This window comes from Xanthobacter sp. NM-59, from assembly GCF_021401125.1.
Classification (GTDB): Bacteria; Pseudomonadota; Alphaproteobacteria; order Rhizobiales; family Xanthobacteraceae; genus Xanthobacter.
The window spans coordinates 145,179-159,505 of record NZ_JACBFQ010000004.1; the positions used below are offsets into that span (position 1 = coordinate 145,179).

At 66.1% G+C, this 14,327-nt stretch carries 15 protein-coding genes; 9 read left to right on the top strand and 6 right to left on the bottom strand.

The window, feature by feature from the left end:
- Positions 1-30: 30 nt before the first annotated feature.
- From cysD to L0966_RS10195, 4 genes are all read left to right on the top strand, one after another.
- Positions 31-939, top strand: coding sequence for a sulfate adenylyltransferase subunit CysD (gene cysD, locus L0966_RS10180; RefSeq protein WP_234051790.1), 909 nt, complete (start codon positions 31-33; stop codon positions 937-939).
- Positions 939-2,834, top strand: coding sequence for a sulfate adenylyltransferase subunit CysN (gene cysN / locus L0966_RS10185; protein ID WP_234051791.1), 1,896 nt, complete (start codon positions 939-941; stop codon positions 2,832-2,834). Before cysD ends, cysN begins: the two co-directional genes overlap by 1 nt.
- A gap of 104 nt (positions 2,835-2,938) precedes the next feature.
- Positions 2,939-3,556, top strand: coding sequence for a hypothetical protein (locus tag L0966_RS10190; RefSeq protein ID WP_234051792.1), 618 nt, complete (start codon positions 2,939-2,941; stop codon positions 3,554-3,556).
- A 126-nt stretch (positions 3,557-3,682) separates the two neighbouring features.
- Entirely contained in the window at positions 3,683-4,321 is a 639-nt protein-coding gene (locus L0966_RS10195; RefSeq protein ID WP_255683945.1) for a YcgN family cysteine cluster protein, read from the top strand.
- A gap of 17 nt (positions 4,322-4,338) precedes the next feature.
- Here L0966_RS10195 and L0966_RS10200 read toward each other — a convergent pair whose 3' ends face one another.
- On the bottom strand, positions 4,339-4,908 hold the full coding sequence (locus L0966_RS10200) for a TMEM175 family protein (protein WP_234051793.1): 570 nt from the start codon (positions 4,906-4,908) through the stop codon (positions 4,339-4,341).
- 297 nt (positions 4,909-5,205) lie between these two features.
- Here L0966_RS10200 and L0966_RS10205 point away from each other — a divergent pair, with 297 nt between their 5' ends.
- Complete coding sequence (locus tag L0966_RS10205; RefSeq protein WP_234051794.1) at positions 5,206-5,427, top strand: hypothetical protein; 222 nt, start codon at positions 5,206-5,208, stop codon at positions 5,425-5,427.
- Between the two features lie 250 nt (positions 5,428-5,677).
- Here L0966_RS10205 and L0966_RS10210 read toward each other — a convergent pair whose 3' ends face one another.
- The gene (locus L0966_RS10210; protein WP_234051795.1) at positions 5,678-6,928 is read right to left on the bottom strand and encodes an Hsp70 family protein; all 1,251 of its coding nucleotides are present in this window, start codon (positions 6,926-6,928) and stop codon (positions 5,678-5,680) included.
- Between the two features lie 179 nt (positions 6,929-7,107).
- On the opposite strand from L0966_RS10210, the gene L0966_RS10215 reads away from it, so the two are divergent.
- From L0966_RS10215 to L0966_RS10225, 3 genes are all read left to right on the top strand, one after another.
- Positions 7,108-8,046 (top strand): GGDEF domain-containing protein, encoded by a 939-nt coding sequence (locus tag L0966_RS10215; protein ID WP_234051796.1) that lies wholly within the window; start codon positions 7,108-7,110, stop codon positions 8,044-8,046.
- Between the two features lie 125 nt (positions 8,047-8,171).
- Positions 8,172-8,738 carry a helix-turn-helix domain-containing protein gene (locus L0966_RS10220; protein WP_234051797.1) on the top strand — a complete coding sequence of 189 codons (567 nt, stop codon included), beginning with the start codon at positions 8,172-8,174 and terminating at the stop codon, positions 8,736-8,738.
- Positions 8,698-10,011, top strand: coding sequence for a DNA-packaging protein (locus L0966_RS10225; protein WP_370640698.1), 1,314 nt, complete (start codon positions 8,698-8,700; stop codon positions 10,009-10,011). Before L0966_RS10220 ends, L0966_RS10225 begins: the two co-directional genes overlap by 41 nt.
- Before the next feature lie 27 nt (positions 10,012-10,038).
- On the opposite strand, the gene L0966_RS10230 is transcribed toward L0966_RS10225, so the two are convergent.
- Positions 10,039-10,320 carry a hypothetical protein gene (locus L0966_RS10230; protein ID WP_234051798.1) on the bottom strand — a complete coding sequence of 94 codons (282 nt, stop codon included), beginning with the start codon at positions 10,318-10,320 and terminating at the stop codon, positions 10,039-10,041.
- A 102-nt stretch (positions 10,321-10,422) separates the two neighbouring features.
- On the opposite strand from L0966_RS10230, the gene L0966_RS10235 reads away from it, so the two are divergent.
- A complete protein-coding gene (locus tag L0966_RS10235) occupies positions 10,423-11,589 on the top strand; it encodes a phage portal protein (RefSeq protein WP_234051799.1) in 1,167 nt (388 codons plus the stop codon).
- A gap of 108 nt (positions 11,590-11,697) precedes the next feature.
- Here L0966_RS10235 and L0966_RS10240 read toward each other — a convergent pair whose 3' ends face one another.
- The 3 genes from L0966_RS10240 to L0966_RS10250 all read right to left on the bottom strand — a co-directional run bounded on the left by L0966_RS10240 (position 11,698) and on the right by L0966_RS10250 (position 14,285).
- Positions 11,698-12,819 (bottom strand): hypothetical protein, encoded by a 1,122-nt coding sequence (locus tag L0966_RS10240; protein ID WP_234051800.1) that lies wholly within the window; start codon positions 12,817-12,819, stop codon positions 11,698-11,700.
- Between the two features lie 361 nt (positions 12,820-13,180).
- Positions 13,181-13,486, bottom strand: coding sequence for a hypothetical protein (locus L0966_RS10245; protein ID WP_234051801.1), 306 nt, complete (start codon positions 13,484-13,486; stop codon positions 13,181-13,183).
- Between the two features lie 334 nt (positions 13,487-13,820).
- Positions 13,821-14,285, bottom strand: coding sequence for a hypothetical protein (locus tag L0966_RS10250; protein WP_234051802.1), 465 nt, complete (start codon positions 14,283-14,285; stop codon positions 13,821-13,823).
- Positions 14,286-14,327: the final 42 nt, after the last annotated feature.

The window sequence follows — 14,327 nt, forward strand, 5'->3', positions numbered from 1 at the left end:
CCGGCAGGGCAGGCAGGAGAGTGCGGGTCGATGTCGTCTGAGCGCATGACGCATTTGAAGCGTCTGGAGGCCGAATCCATCTTCATCATGCGGGAGGTGGCGTCCGAGTTCCGCAATCCGGTGATGCTCTATTCCATCGGCAAGGATTCGGCCGTGATGCTGCATCTGGCGGTGAAGGCGTTCTACCCGTCCAAGCCGCCTTTTCCCCTGATGCACATCGACACCACCTGGAAGTTCCGCGAGATGATCGCCTTCCGGGACCGCATGGCCAAGGAGCTGGGCTTCGAGCTCATCACCTACACCAATCCCGAGGGGCTGGCGCAGAACATCAATCCGTTCGACCACGGCTCCAGCCTCTATACCCATGTGATGAAGACCGAGGCGCTGAAGCAGGCGCTGACCAAGCATGGCTTCGATGCGGCCTTTGGCGGCGCCCGCCGGGACGAGGAGAAGAGCCGCGCGAAGGAGCGCATCTTCTCCTTCCGTACCGCCAATCACGGCTGGGACCCCAAGACCCAGCGCCCGGAGCTGTGGAACCTCTACAACACCCGGGTGAAGGCGGGGGAGAGCATCCGCGTATTCCCGCTCTCCAACTGGACCGAGCTCGATATCTGGCAATACATCCTGGCCGAGCGCATCCCCATCGTGCCGCTCTATTTCGCGGCCGAGCGGCCGGTGGTGGAGCGCGGCGGGCAGCTCATCATGGTGGATGACGCGCGCCTGCCGCTGAACCCCGGCGAGGTGCCGCAGATGAAGCGCATCCGCTTCCGCACCCTGGGCTGCTACCCGCTCACCGCCGCGGTGGAGAGCGATGCCGATACGCTGGAGGCCATCGTGGGCGAGATGCTCACGGCCCGCACCTCCGAGCGCGCCGGCCGCCTCATCGACCATGACGAAGCCGCCTCCATGGAAAAGAAGAAGCGCGAGGGCTATTTCTGATGTCCGCCCAGCCCGAATTTTCCAGCTTCAGCGATTATCTGGCCGCCCAGGAAGGCAAGAGCCTGCTGCGCTTCCTCACCTGCGGCAGCGTGGACGACGGCAAGAGCACCCTCATCGGCCGCCTGCTCTACGACACCAAGCTGTTGTTCGAGGACCAGCTCGCCACCCTTTCCGCCGACAGCCGCAAGCACGGCACGGCCGGGGCGGACCTGGATTTCGCGCTGCTGGTGGATGGCCTTGCCGCTGAGCGTGAGCAGGGCATCACGATCGATGTGGCCTATCGCTTCTTCGCCACCGACAAGCGCAAGTTCATCGTCGCCGACACGCCCGGCCACGAGCAGTACACCCGCAACATGGCCACCGGCGCGTCCAACTCGGACCTGGCGGTGATCCTGGTGGACGCCCGCCAGGGCATCCTCACCCAGACCCGCCGGCATTCCTACATCGTGAAGCTGCTGGGCCTGCGCCATGTGGTGCTGGCGGTGAACAAGATCGACCTCGTGGATTTCTCCCAGGAGCGGTTCGACGAGATCGTGCGCACCTATGCGGATTTCGCGGCTGATTTCGGCTTCGAGACCCTGGTGCCCATCCCCCTGTCCGCCCGCTTCGGCGACAATGTGATCGAGCGCAGCACCAACACCCCCTGGTACACCGGCCCGAGCCTTCTGGAGCACCTCGAGACGGTGGAGGTGGAGAGCCACGCTCTGGCCCGCCCGTTCCGCATGCCGGTGCAGTGGGTGAACCGGCCGAACCTGGATTTCCGCGGCTTCTCCGGCACCATCGTGTCGGGCTTCGTGCGCCCGGGGGACGCCGTGGTGGTGGCCGGCTCCGGTGCCACCAGCCGCGTCAAGTCCATCGTCACCAAGGATGGCGACCTGGAGGAGGCCGGCGCCGGTGAGGCGGTGACGCTCACCCTTACCGACGAGGTGGACGTTTCCCGCGGTGATGTGCTGGCGGCGGCCGCCGACCGGCCGGAAGTGTCCGACCAGTTCGCCGCCCATCTCATCTGGATGAATGAGGAGCCGCTGCTGCCGGGCCGGCCCTATCTCATCAAGATGGGCACCCGCACGGTGGGTGCGCAGGTCACCGAGATCAAGCACAAGCTGGACGTGAACACGTTCCAGCATCTCGCCGCTAAGACGCTCCAGCTCAATGAGGTGGCGGTGGTGAACCTTGCCACCCATGAGCCTATCGCCTTCGATCCGTTCGCGCAGGTGCCGGAAACCGGCGCTTTCATCGTCATCGACCGCATGAGCAATCTCACGGTCGGCGCCGGCATGGTGGATTTCGGCCTCAGGCGTGCCACCAACGTGCACTGGCAGGAACTCAATGTCTCCAAGGAGAGCCGCGCGGCCATGAAGGGCCAGCGGCCGGTGGTGCTGTGGTTCACCGGGCTTTCCGGTGCCGGCAAGTCCACGGTGGCCAACCTGGTGGAGAAGAAGCTCAACGCCGAGGGGCGCCACACCTACATGCTCGACGGCGACAATGTGCGCCACGGTCTCAACCGCGATCTCGGCTTCACCGAGGCGGACCGGGTGGAGAACATCCGCCGCGTGGCCGAGGTGGCGCGGCTGTTCGTGGATGCCGGCCTCATCACACTGGTGTCCTTCATCTCGCCCTTCCGCGCCGAGCGGCAGATGGCGCGCGAGCTGATGGGCGCGGGCGAGTTTGTAGAGATCTTCGTGGATACCCCGTTGGCGGTGGCCGAAAGCCGCGATGTGAAAGGGCTCTACAAGAAGGCGCGCGCCGGCCAGATCAAGAACTTCACCGGCATCGACAGCCCCTACGAGCCGCCGGAATCCCCCGAGATCCACCTGGAAGGCGGGGTGCACGCGCCGCAGGAGATGGCCGACCAGATCGTGCAGCATCTGAAGGCCCGCGGCTATCTGAGCTGACACGTTCCATCGCCGCGTGATCACGGTTGGCGCAGCGCCTTGTGATTTGATGCGATGTCATATTGGGCTACCCTCTCTCGGCCACGTCCTGTGAGGGGGCCGTCATGGGGATCCGGATCGCAGCGCGTGCCATCGCAGTTGTCGCCGTTGCCACGGCGGCCTTGCTGGCGATACCGGCGTGGGCGCAGGAGCTGAGCTTCGATTGCTCCGGCCCCCTGGTCGCATCGGCCAGCCAGTCGACCCTGGCGAAGGTCTTCGGCGGGCCCGCGGTGAAGCGCGCGAAAGTCCCCGGCGCCGAGGGCGCGGAGGAGGAGGGCACCCTCCTGTTCCCCGATGATCCGGTGCGGCGGGCGGAAATCCTCTGGCAGGACGATGCCCGGCGCCAGGAGCCGGCATCGCTGACGGTGCGCGAAGGGGCGGTGGGCTGGCGCACGCCGGCGGGCATTGGCGTCGGCTCCACGCTGGAAGCGGTGCAGGCCGCCAATGGCAGGCCCTTCGTCCTTTCCGGCTTCGAGTGGGATTATGGCGGCATGGCCGGTGAGTGGTCCGGCGGCAAGCTGGCTCGGCCCGGCTGCCGCATCCTGCTGCGCTTCGCGCCCGGGCCCGAGGCCGATCCCAAGCGCATCACCAAGGTGAGCGGCGATCGCGAGTTTCGGTCCGACGATGCGGCCATGCGCGCAGTGCGGCCGGTGGTGTCCGAGATGGTGCTGATGTGGGATTGAGAGGCGGGCGCCAGCCGGGAGCGAGGCGTCCGGCGAGGGCGGAGGGTATGAAGAATGTGCGTCAGCTCAATAAGCTAGAACATTTCCCCGTTTCCGCGGATCGCGGAAATGTTCTAAAGATGCCCCATGAAGCCGCCCGCTGAAACGCCGCCCGTTGAAACGCCGCCCGCCGCCCCCTCCACGCCCGCTGCCGGGACCGAGCCCGAACAGCCCTTCTGGCGCACCACGCCGCTCGCGGCCATGAACGCGGAGCAATGGGAGAGCCTGTGCGACGGCTGCGGGCGCTGCTGCCTCGTGAAGATGGAGGACGAGGAAACCGGCGTCGTGGTCTATACCGACGTCGCCTGCCAGCTGTTCGACACCGGCACCTGCCGCTGCTCCGATTATGCAAACCGCTCGCAAAAGGTGGAGGATTGCGTTCGCCTCACGCCCGAGGCGGTTGCCACCCTCTCCTGGCTGCCGCCCACCTGCGCCTATCGCCTGCTCCAGGAGGGCCAGGACCTGCCATTCTGGCACCCGCTGGTTTCCGGGGACCCCGACAGCGTGCGCGCGGCGGGCATCTCCGTGGCCGGCCGGGTGGCGGGGCTGGAGGACGATTACGGCGTGTTCGAGCTGATCGACCGGCTGGTCACCTGGCCCGTCCGTTGGCCTAAGGGCGCCAAGGGGCCTAAGGGCGCCAAGGGGCCTAAGGGCGCCAAGGGGCCTGAGGGTGCCAAGCCGAAGGGCAAGGACAAAGATAAGGGCAAGAAGAAGCGCAAGGGTTAGGCCGCCGGCAAGGGCGCTCAGCGGAATGGCGGCAGGCGGCCCAGCACGTTGAGCAGATAGGCATACATGGCGTAGTGCGGCGCCCTGAGGCTGACCAGCACGGAGGCCAGCGCGGAAACGATGAACACCACCATGCGCCGTTCTCCGCGCCGCGCCTCGGCCTGCATCGGCTCCGGAATTTCCAGCCGGTGCAGGGGGATGGAGAGGATGCCGAGGGCCGCCATGTTGGCCCCATAGATCCAGACCGCCGGCGGGAACTGCCCATAGCGGCCCACCAGGGCCGATGAGAAGGGCACCATGGTGACGAACAGCAGGTACCACAACCATAGATGCATGGGGCCGGCCGCCACCTCGTCCGTGTCGTGACGCACGGAAATCACGTTGCGCCACATGGCGGCGAGCACGAAGAACGAAATGACATAGGCCACCACCTGCGGCGAGAGCGCGCGCAGCTGCTGCCAGAGAGCCTCCGTCGAGGTGACCTCCACCGCCTCCGGCACGCGGATATCCACCACCAGCAGGGTCATGGCGAAGGCAAAAATGCCATCGGTCAGGGCATCGACACGGGGCTTGGGAAAGGGGCGCATGGGGGCCGTCGCGATTCCAGGTGGGCGTTAGTGTAGACGGCCTGATGCGGATCGAGGCAAGCCAATCCCGTGTGCAAGACACCGCGCTGCCGCCGGCCGGCGGGGCTGGGCCTGAGGCCGGCGGCGACAAGGCCGGCGCCCTGAATGCGCGGTTTTTGATCGTGATCAAGGTTTGCTCACGGCGCCTGTGTTTACCTTGCCAGCGAGGGGTTTTCCGCAGGTGAGAGAGCCACATGCGGGGCCTCTTCGGTTCCAGTCGCCTTTTTGGCGAGCCCTGCATTCATCACGGAGCATTCCATGTCCGCCGTTGCCCAGACCGCCGATGAAGTCCTCATCCACGTCCGCTTCCACCCCAATGCCGAGGTGTGGACCATCGACAGCTGCCCCGAGGGCGTGAGCCCCAAGGCTTGGTATGAGCGCCTGCTGGCCGGTGCCTCTTCCTATTACCAGACCCTGTCCAACGGCCGCGGCTTCTTCCGCATCCCGTCCGCCACCTTCGCCGGCCTCTCCGCCAAGTGAGAAGGTGATGGGGCTGATCACCGCCGCTTCCGTGGTGGGGGTGATCGCCTTGCGGTGTGCTGGCGGCGGCGTGGGCTATCGGGCGTCCGCCGTCACACAAGGCGAGCTGCATTTCAGAAGCTGAGCCTTGCCGGCGCCCATTAAGAGGCGCCAGCATTTTCAAGGCATCCTGGCGCCCCCGCCGGGATGCCTTTTTTGCGTCTGGCATGGATCCGCCCGGCTGCTCAAGGGCGGGGCGGGGGCCCCGCTTTCACTGCGGGAAACGGCGCCCCGCCGCGATGGTGAGGCCGACCCCCACCGAGCCGAAGGTGTCGCCCTCCACCACCTTGGCGGTGGGCAGGGCCGCGGTGATGGCGGCGCGCACATGGGCAAGGCGCGTGGACCCGCCGGTGAGGAAGAGCGCGTCGATGCGCTCCGCGCTCACCCCGGCCTGCTTCAGCACCGTGTCGATGCGGCGGGAGATTCGGGCGGCCAGCTCGGCGGTGTTTTCCTTCAGCTCCTGGCGGCTGATGCCCAGGGTGAAGCCAGCCTTCAGCCACTCCAGCGGAATATGCGTGTCCGGCGCCTCGGCAAGGCCGATCTTGGCGCCCTCCACCGCACCGGCCAAAGCGTGGCCGCGGCGCTCCTCGATCACCTGCTCCAGACGCTCCAGACGCTCGGGTTCCATGGCATCGCGCTTCACCTCGCGGATTTCCCGGGCCACCTTGGGCTCATAGACGCGATTGATGGAGTGCCAGCTGGCAAGGTCGTGGAAATAGCTGGACGGCACGTCGATATTCTTGCCGCGCATGGGGCTGCCATAGCCCAGAAGCGGCATCAGCGTGCTGAGGCTCAGCACCCGGTCGAAATCGGTGCCGCCGATGCGCACGCCGTCATTGGCCAGGATGTCGTCGCCCCGCTCGGCCTGCGCGCGCCGCTCCGGGCTGATGCGGACGATGGAGAAGTCGGAGGTGCCGCCACCGATGTCCGCGATCAGCGCCAGTTCCTCGTCGTCGATCTGCTGTTCGTAGTCGAGGGCCGCGGCGATGGGCTCGTACTGGAACAGCACATCCCGAAAGCCGATCTCGCCGGCAATGAGGCGCAGGGTGTCCTCGGCCTTGCGGTCGCCCTCCGGGTCGCCGTCCACAAAGTGTACCGGGCGCCCATGCACCACCGCGTCGAGGGGGCGGCCGGCGGTGACCTCGGCTCGGTGCTTCACTTCCGCCAAAAAGCGGGTGATGACGGTGCGGAAGGGCGCGCGCTCGCGGCCGATTCGCGTCGCCTCGTCGATCAGCGCGCTGCCGAGCACGGATTTGAGCCCGCGCATGAGCCGGCCTTCCACGCCCTCCACATAGGCCTCGATGGCCGCGCGGCCGATGCGATAGGTGCCGTCCGTGCCGAAAAACACGGCGCTTGGCACCGTGACGTGGGCGCCCTCGAGCGCGCACAGGCGGGCCCGGCCTTCCGTCAGAATGCCGAGTGTGGTGTTCGATGTGCCGAAATCCAGGCCGCAGGCGCTCATGTCAGTCTCCGGAAGGGGCGTGTCAGACCAGAGTTGCGGGTTCATTTCAAGGCTTCTGCGGAGGCGACCGCCATGCGATGGCTGCATGCAAGGTTCGTATGCCATCTGGTGGATGCGGGCGTCACCGTCATCGTCGTATCTCCCGCCGCAGGTAATTCTCGGTTATGTTCGGTACGATTATGACTGATTTGGCGGCCCAACTGCTTCAGCTCCAGGAGGAGAGCCCGGCTCTCTTCGCCGCGTTCGATGGTGGCGGATTCCTGCGACATGCCAATGCCGCCTACCGCGCGGCCTATGGCATCGCCGCCGGCGAGCTGCTCGGCTGGGCGGACCTGATGCGCCGCAACCTGGCCTTGAACACCGGGGTGGTGCTGGAGGGGGCCGACATCGAGTCCTGGGTGGCCGAAGCGGTTGCGACCTGCACCGCCGCGCCCCGCAAGGTGGAGGTAAAGCTCCCAGACGGCCGCTGGCTGCTGCTGCAGGAAAGCGTGGGCCCAGATGGCTGGCGCCTGTGCGTGGGCTGCGACATCACCAAGCTGCGCGCGGACGTGCGCGCGGTGCGCCGCGACCGCGACGAGGCGTTGCGCGCCGCCCACACCGACGACCTGACCGGCGTCGCGAATCGCCGCTTCGTCATCGCCCGCATCGAGACCATGCTCGCGCATTCCGCCCTGGTGCATGGGCCGCGGGTGCCCGGATCCCTGTGCGTGCTCGATCTCGATAATTTCAAGTACATCAACGACAGCTACGGCCATCAGGCCGGCGACGCGATCCTGCGCGATTTCGCCGGCTGCATCAGCGGCCAGGTGCGCCGGTCCGATTGCTTCGGGCGCATCGGCGGCGAGGAGTTCGTGCTCGTGCTGCCGGACACGGAGCTCGATGAGGGCATCCGCATTGTCGAGCGCATGCTGGCGGCGGTGCGTGGCTCCCGTCCACTGCCCGATATGCCGGACTTCTCCTACACCTTCTCCTGTGGCGTGGCGGCGGTGCGCCCGGGTGACGATTTCACCTCCATCTATGGCCGTGCCGACAAGGCGCTCTACGCGGCCAAGATGGCAGGCCGGAACCACGTGCGGGGCGAGGAGCCCATGGCGCTTCCTCCGGCTGAAGGCATTTGATCCTATTTTTACGAAATGAGGAATTTAGTCCTTGACAGCGATACGCTGCGGGGCTAGAGTTTTGCCATGTTCGAGAGTTGCGCCTGGCGGGGCCGGGCCTCTCGCACCTTCAGCTTGGACATCTCATGGCACCCACACCGCCGCGTCGGCAGACGCCCGCGACGGCGGGGCTCGCGCGTCGGCTCTATGCCGAGGGCGTGCCCATCGCCGAGATCTGCGCGCGCACCGGCCTCAGCACCGGCGCCGCCTATCACTGGATTGACCGCGAGGTGGGGGAAGACGGCTCGGTCCGCCTCGCCCCCATCAGCCGCCGCGCCGGCAAGGCCTACACGGCCCGCCGCGATGCGGCGCAGCCGGGGGAGTCGCCCCGCGTCCGCCTTCTCAAACGGCTGTGGCGGGCGGCCGAGCGGCAGGTGGCCGATATCGAGGCGCGCGCGAAGCGCTTCGATGCCGCCGAGGGCGAGGCGCCGCCCCGCGCCGCCGCAGATGCGGAGAAAGATGCCCGCGCCCTCGCTCTCCTGGCCCGCACCCTGCGCGAGCTGGTGGCCGCCGAGGAGGATGCGACCGTGAAACCGGAGAAGGATGCCGATGACACCGTTCGCGACCTCGACGAGTTCCGTCGCGAGCTTGCGCGCCGCCTTGAGCGACTGCGTGAAGACGAGGCCGCACCTGACAAGCCGCTTCCTGCTTGACCTCAGCCACGGCGAGCTGCGGGCCCTTCTCGCGGATTGGACGTTCTGGGCACGGGCCGATCAGCTGCCCCCCGCCGAGGCCCCTGGGGGCGGGCCCTGGACCACGTGGCTGGTGCTGGGCGGGCGCGGCGCGGGCAAGACCCGCGCGGGCGCCGAATGGGTACGGGGCCTGGCGCTGGGGCGCGCGCCCTTCGCCAGCCGCCCCGTTGGCCGCATCGCCTTGGTGGCCGAGACCCTGGCCGATGTACGAGACGTGATGGTGGAGGGCGTTTCCGGCCTCCTTGCGGTGCACACGCGGGAGGAGCGGCCGCGCTGGGAGCCTTCCCGTCGCCGGCTGGAATGGCCCAATGGCGCGGTGGCGCAGGGCTTCTCGGCGGAGGATCCGGAAAGCCTGCGCGGCCCCCAGTTCGGCGCCGCCTGGTGCGACGAGCTGGCCAAGTGGCGGCGTGGCGAGGCCACCTTCGACATGCTGCAGTTCGGCCTGCGGCTGGGCGACCATCCCCGCCAGATGGTCACCACCACGCCGCGCCCCACCCATTTGCTGCGCCGGCTGCTGGATGATCCGGCCACGGCGGTGACGCGGGCCAAGACGGCGGACAACGCCTTCCATCTCGCCCCCACTTTCCTGTCTCAGGTGCTGGCCCGCTATGGCGGCACGCGGCTGGGGCGGCAGGAGCTGGATGGCGAGATCATCGAGGACCGGCCCGATGCCCTATGGACCCGCGCGGCGCTCGATGCGGCGCGAACCCGTTCCGCGCCGGCGCTCGCCCGCATCATGGTGGCGGTGGACCCGCCGGCTTCGTCCCGCGCGGGGGCGGATGCGTGCGGCATTGTCTGCGCCGGCATCGACAGCGCGGGCATGGTCTATGTGCTGGCCGATGAGAGCGCGGCGGGGCTGCGCCCGGCCCAGTGGGCGGCGCGGGCGGTGGCCCTGTATCACCGCTTCGAGGCCGACGGCGTGGTGGCCGAGGTGAACCAGGGGGGCGAGATGGTGCGCGCCGTGCTGGCGGAGGTGGATGCCGCCGTGCCGGTGCAGGCTGTGCGCGCCACGCGCGGCAAGTATCTGCGCGCCGAGCCGGTGGCGGCGCTCTACGAGCAGGGGCGGGTGCGCCATGTGGGCCCCTTTCCGCCCCTCGAGGACGAGCTTTGCGACTTCGGGCCGGACGGCCTCAGCTCCGGCCGCTCGCCGGACCGGCTGGATGCGCTGGTGTGGGCCATCACCGCCTTGGCGCTGGGGCGGCAGGGTGCGCCGCCGCGGGTGCGGGGGCTGTAGGGCGCTCCCTCGGACAGCTGAGCAGGCTCAGTTCCCGAAACCACCGAAGGGAGATGGCGCGGGCTGCTGCGCGGGCACGGGCATGCACATGGCGCGCACGCGCTGGCCGGGGGCCGGCGCCGGCCAGGCGCCGTTGGGCCGCGTGCTGGCACGCAGGCAGGCGCGCTCGGTGTCGTAATAGGCCACCAGCTTCTGCGTATCGATGGTGGCCAAATAGCTTGCGCCCACCTGCACCGGCCAATCGGGAGCCGGCGTGAACTGCTCGATGCGGGTGGTCGTGGAGATGACGAGGATCAGTGCGTAGAGCATGCGCCCTCCAGATGCCGCTACGCGATGATCCTACGCTTTTTCCCGGAGGCCGGAAACCGGCTGTCCGCGGCGTTCAGAGCTTCTTTTCTGCTGGAGCCCCTCATGCTTGGTTCGCTTCTCGCCCCCTTCCGCCCAAAATCCGCGCCGCCCGAGGCGAAGGCGAGCCGCACGGCGGCCCTTGTGGCGCTGCTCACCACCGGCCGGCCCACCTGGAGCCGGCACGATTACGCCTCCCTTGCCCGCGACGGATTCGCCCGCAACGCCATCGCCTACCGGGCGGTGCGGATGATCGGGGAGGCGGCGGCCTCCGTGCCGCTGGTGCTGATGGACGGCCCGCGCGAGCTGGACACCCACCCAATGCTGGACCTTCTGGCCCGGCCCAATCCGCGCCTCACCGGCTCCAGCTTCATGGAGGCGCTGATCAGCCATCTCATGGTGGCGGGCAATGCTTATGTGGAGGCGGTGGCGGTGGAAGGCCGCGTGCGCGAGCTGCATGTGCTGCGGCCCGATCGCATGCGCGTGGTGCCGGGTCCGGATGGCTGGCCGGAGGCCTATGACTACACCTTGTGCGGGCGCACCCTGCGCATTTCCCAGGCGAGCGTGGTGGAAGGGGGCGATGTGCCGGCCATCCTCCACCTCACCGCCTTCAATCCGCTGGACGACCATTACGGCTTTCCGCCTCTGGAGGCGGCCTCGCAGGCCCTCGACCTGCACAATTCCGCCAGCAATTGGAACAAGGCGCTGATCGACAATGCGGCCCGGCCTTCCGGCGCGCTGGTTTATGGCGGCACGGGGGCGCTGAGCGATGAGCAGTTCGAGCGCCTGAAGGGCGAGCTGGAAGCGTCCTTTCAGGGCGCCACCAACGCCGGCCGGCCGCTGCTGCTGGAAGGCGGGCTGGACTGGCGCCCCCTCTCCCTCTCGCCCAAGGACATGGATTTCGAGGCCGCGCGCAACGCCGCCGCGCGGGAAATCGCGCTGGCGGTGGGCGTGCCGCCCATGCTGCTGGGCATTCCCGGCGACAACACCTACGCCAACTACGCCGAAGCCAACCGCGCCTTGTGGCGCCAGAGCGTGGTGCCGCTGGTGAAGCGCACCGCCGAAAGCCTCTCCACTTGGCTCACCCCCGCCTATGAAGGCGCCCTGCGCCTCGTCCCCGACCTCGACCAGATCGAAGCCCTCGCCAGCGAACGCGCCGACCTGTGGACCCGCGTGGGCGCCGCAGACTTCCTGACCGACGAGGAGAAGCGGGCGGCGGTGGGGTATGGGTGAGATTTGAACTCGAAAAGCCTCCGGAGTTCACCTATTCGGTCCGCGTCATCCTTCGAGCTTGTGCTCCTTACTTGGGGGACGCCTTCGTGATGATGGGCAGTTGCAAGTTTACTGTCGTGCAGCAACTTCTGCATTCATCCGATCAATCAATGTTTTGATGACCAGCACCGGTTGGGGTCCGATGCCTTGAAATCCTAAGCGTTCGCAGCTTCGTATTGCGCATTGACCACATTCAATCCACAGTCCATCCGTTTCTACGGTAATTTGCGTCGGAATGGGCGCCGCTGCCGCATGGGCCATTATTTCCTCAAGCTCAATATCAGTCAATCGATGCTCGATTGGAGTATAATTATCAATTAATAATCCACCGAGCGCTTCCACTCTCTCTTCCAAAGCCGCTTTAAATTCCGCTAATATCGTGTCACGCACAGCTTGTGTTAAAGGATTTGAAAAACGCCAATTGAGCGGATTGTCATTTTCCAGAGGGGAATAGATATACCCTACACCAGCGTCGAGAATGAGCACCCCTAGGACCGCGACGCCACGGTATTTTGTATCTTGGATGTTGAATAACCATTGGGTCATGCCGGAACAGCGGTCTGTCAGCTGCTGCTGTGTCAGGCCGCCGGGGAAGGAAATCACGTCCCACGTTGCTGAGCTTGCTGATGAATTGTAGCAGTGCCCATAGGGCGAGCAGGTGGCCATGATGGGGAGGCCTCCTACTCCATCCGTAATCCTTGTGCCGTCGAATAGGCGCCGAAACGCTGTCCAAAACTGGATCTCTTGCTCGAATTCATGGGAGCGGCATCCCAATGGAACTTCGCCTGCTTTCATCAGGAGGGTTGGCAAAAGGTTTCGCTGGCCAATGCAACTATACGGTAAATCATTAGAGTTGCGACCATCCCAAATGCGTTTCAGTGTCGGCTCGCCACTGGAATGGCTGACAAGGAGGAATTCTATCTGGCCTTCATGATACGCAGTCTCTTCCGTTAACATCTGTTCAATTTCGGCTATGGTTTCTCCAGCCAAGTGGAGTCGTCTGGCTGTGCGAATGGCGTCGAGCGCTTGGTTTGCCAAGCCGGCGAACGCGACTGTCAAGGTGGGAGACAATACGACGATCTTTAGTTGGCCAGGGATCGAACTATGTCGGGTCCCTTGCAGGTCTGAAATCATCGTGTCTCCGACCATAATGATCCTTTTTCCAAAACGCTTCGCCGCAACGAATGTCATGGAGCAGTCCTATTCTGTTTCCGCTGCGAGGTTCCGTTGACCCAATGGATTGAGTATACCTTATGGCATCTCTTTTCGTCGTCGCGGATGTTGTGGTGGCGGAGACGCCAGAGATGGTGCCCTATGGCTTATCTCCAAAGGAGAAAATTCGTTCCCCTCAGTTAACGAGAGGTTGTGGCAACGCGCCAACGACCGCCGCGCTATGTCCGCGATTTAGATCATTGTTTCGAGGCGCCTTACGGACATGGAGTGCCGTCAATATGGGCAAATGACGGAGGTATATCGATCCTCATCCCCATGTGAGGTGTGGCTGGTGAGAAATAGCCCGCGGTATTCGCTGCGCACTACAGCCACACGGCCCTCACACCACCGCCAGCCGCTCCGCCAGTTCGCTCACATCGTCCCAGCTCAGGTGATGGGGCCCCTTGGGGGTTTCTACGGTGACGCCGGTTTGCGTTACGGCGGCGGAGAATTCGGTGTCGGTACCGATGGGGCTGAGATAGATGAAGTCCGTGCGGCGCCAGTCAAAGGCGACGGCGGTGAAGGCGCGGGACAGGGTTCGGCCCTCTTCCAGGGTCAGGTCGAAATAGACATCGTCGCTCAGCATCATGCGCAGCATCTCGCCGAGCATTCGATGGGGCACGCGTTTGACGAGGGGATAGGTCATGCTCTTCGCTCATGCTGGCTCCGCGCAGGCTCGCGGAGGGGATTTCTACGGGGCGCGCCGGAGGGCATCGACTGACCTTCAGCGCAAAGGGATGGCCTGGGCGTCGAGGCGAACGGCTCTCCCGCCGTCCCTCCCTCGCGCTTGCGGGGGGAGGGGCGGGCGCGCCGGGGGGTGAAGGCAGAGCGGGCGTGGGGCGCAGACCTCGGGTGGCCGTAGCCTCCTCAAGGCCTGTGTTCTGAAGAAGAGGGGACATTCCGCCCCGCTCCCGAACCCTCCCCCGCGAGCGGGAGAGGGGAGGCGCCCGGCCATGCCTGACTTTGCAGCTCAACCCGGCCTAGATCGCGCCGACGTCTTCGGCCTTCGCGATGAATTCCACGCGGTCGGCCTGGTCGAGTTCTTCCATGGTCAGGTCGAACACGAAGCGGTTCGCGTACCAGAAATTGGCATAGGGTATGAACATGCCGCTTGAAGCGCGGCTGGCCACTTGCCGCTCGCCCGCGAACAGCACGATTTCAAAGATGCCGCCGCCGGCGAGCATAGTCGTATTGTCGCCGAACACCTCGAACTGCACGAACACCTTGGCGGAGGGAGCGCCGCCTTCCACCGTCTTGATGGCGATGACGCGAAGATCCTGGTAGCGCCGGCCGATCTTGCCGTCAGCCAGAAGCTGGTCATGCTCGTGCACGCGCCCCTTTTTAACCGCCGTGGTCTCGACCATGGGCACGCCCAGATCGGCCAATCCGGTGGGCTTTGCGGGGGCCAGTGTCACCGTGGCGCGGGTTTCCTGCAATGCGGGCAAGATGAGCTCCTTGTCGGATTCGACGTTGCAAACCCGACGAAA

Coding starts and splice junctions, on each gene's coding strand:
- cysD (WP_234051790.1), top strand. CDS start 31: ATGTCGTCTGAGCGCATGACGCATTTGAAGCGTCTGGAGGCCGAATCC.
- cysN (WP_234051791.1), top strand. CDS start 939: ATGTCCGCCCAGCCCGAATTTTCCAGCTTCAGCGATTATCTGGCCGCC.
- L0966_RS10190 (WP_234051792.1), top strand. CDS start 2,939: ATGGGGATCCGGATCGCAGCGCGTGCCATCGCAGTTGTCGCCGTTGCC.
- L0966_RS10195 (WP_255683945.1), top strand. CDS start 3,683: ATGAAGCCGCCCGCTGAAACGCCGCCCGTTGAAACGCCGCCCGCCGCC.
- L0966_RS10200 (WP_234051793.1), bottom strand. CDS start 4,908: ATGCGCCCCTTTCCCAAGCCCCGTGTCGATGCCCTGACCGATGGCATT.
- L0966_RS10205 (WP_234051794.1), top strand. CDS start 5,206: ATGTCCGCCGTTGCCCAGACCGCCGATGAAGTCCTCATCCACGTCCGC.
- L0966_RS10210 (WP_234051795.1), bottom strand. CDS start 6,928: ATGAGCGCCTGCGGCCTGGATTTCGGCACATCGAACACCACACTCGGC.
- L0966_RS10215 (WP_234051796.1), top strand. CDS start 7,108: ATGACTGATTTGGCGGCCCAACTGCTTCAGCTCCAGGAGGAGAGCCCG.
- L0966_RS10220 (WP_234051797.1), top strand. CDS start 8,172: ATGGCACCCACACCGCCGCGTCGGCAGACGCCCGCGACGGCGGGGCTC.
- L0966_RS10230 (WP_234051798.1), bottom strand. CDS start 10,320: ATGCTCTACGCACTGATCCTCGTCATCTCCACGACCACCCGCATCGAG.
- L0966_RS10235 (WP_234051799.1), top strand. CDS start 10,423: ATGCTTGGTTCGCTTCTCGCCCCCTTCCGCCCAAAATCCGCGCCGCCC.
- L0966_RS10240 (WP_234051800.1), bottom strand. CDS start 12,819: ATGACATTCGTTGCGGCGAAGCGTTTTGGAAAAAGGATCATTATGGTC.
- L0966_RS10245 (WP_234051801.1), bottom strand. CDS start 13,486: ATGACCTATCCCCTCGTCAAACGCGTGCCCCATCGAATGCTCGGCGAG.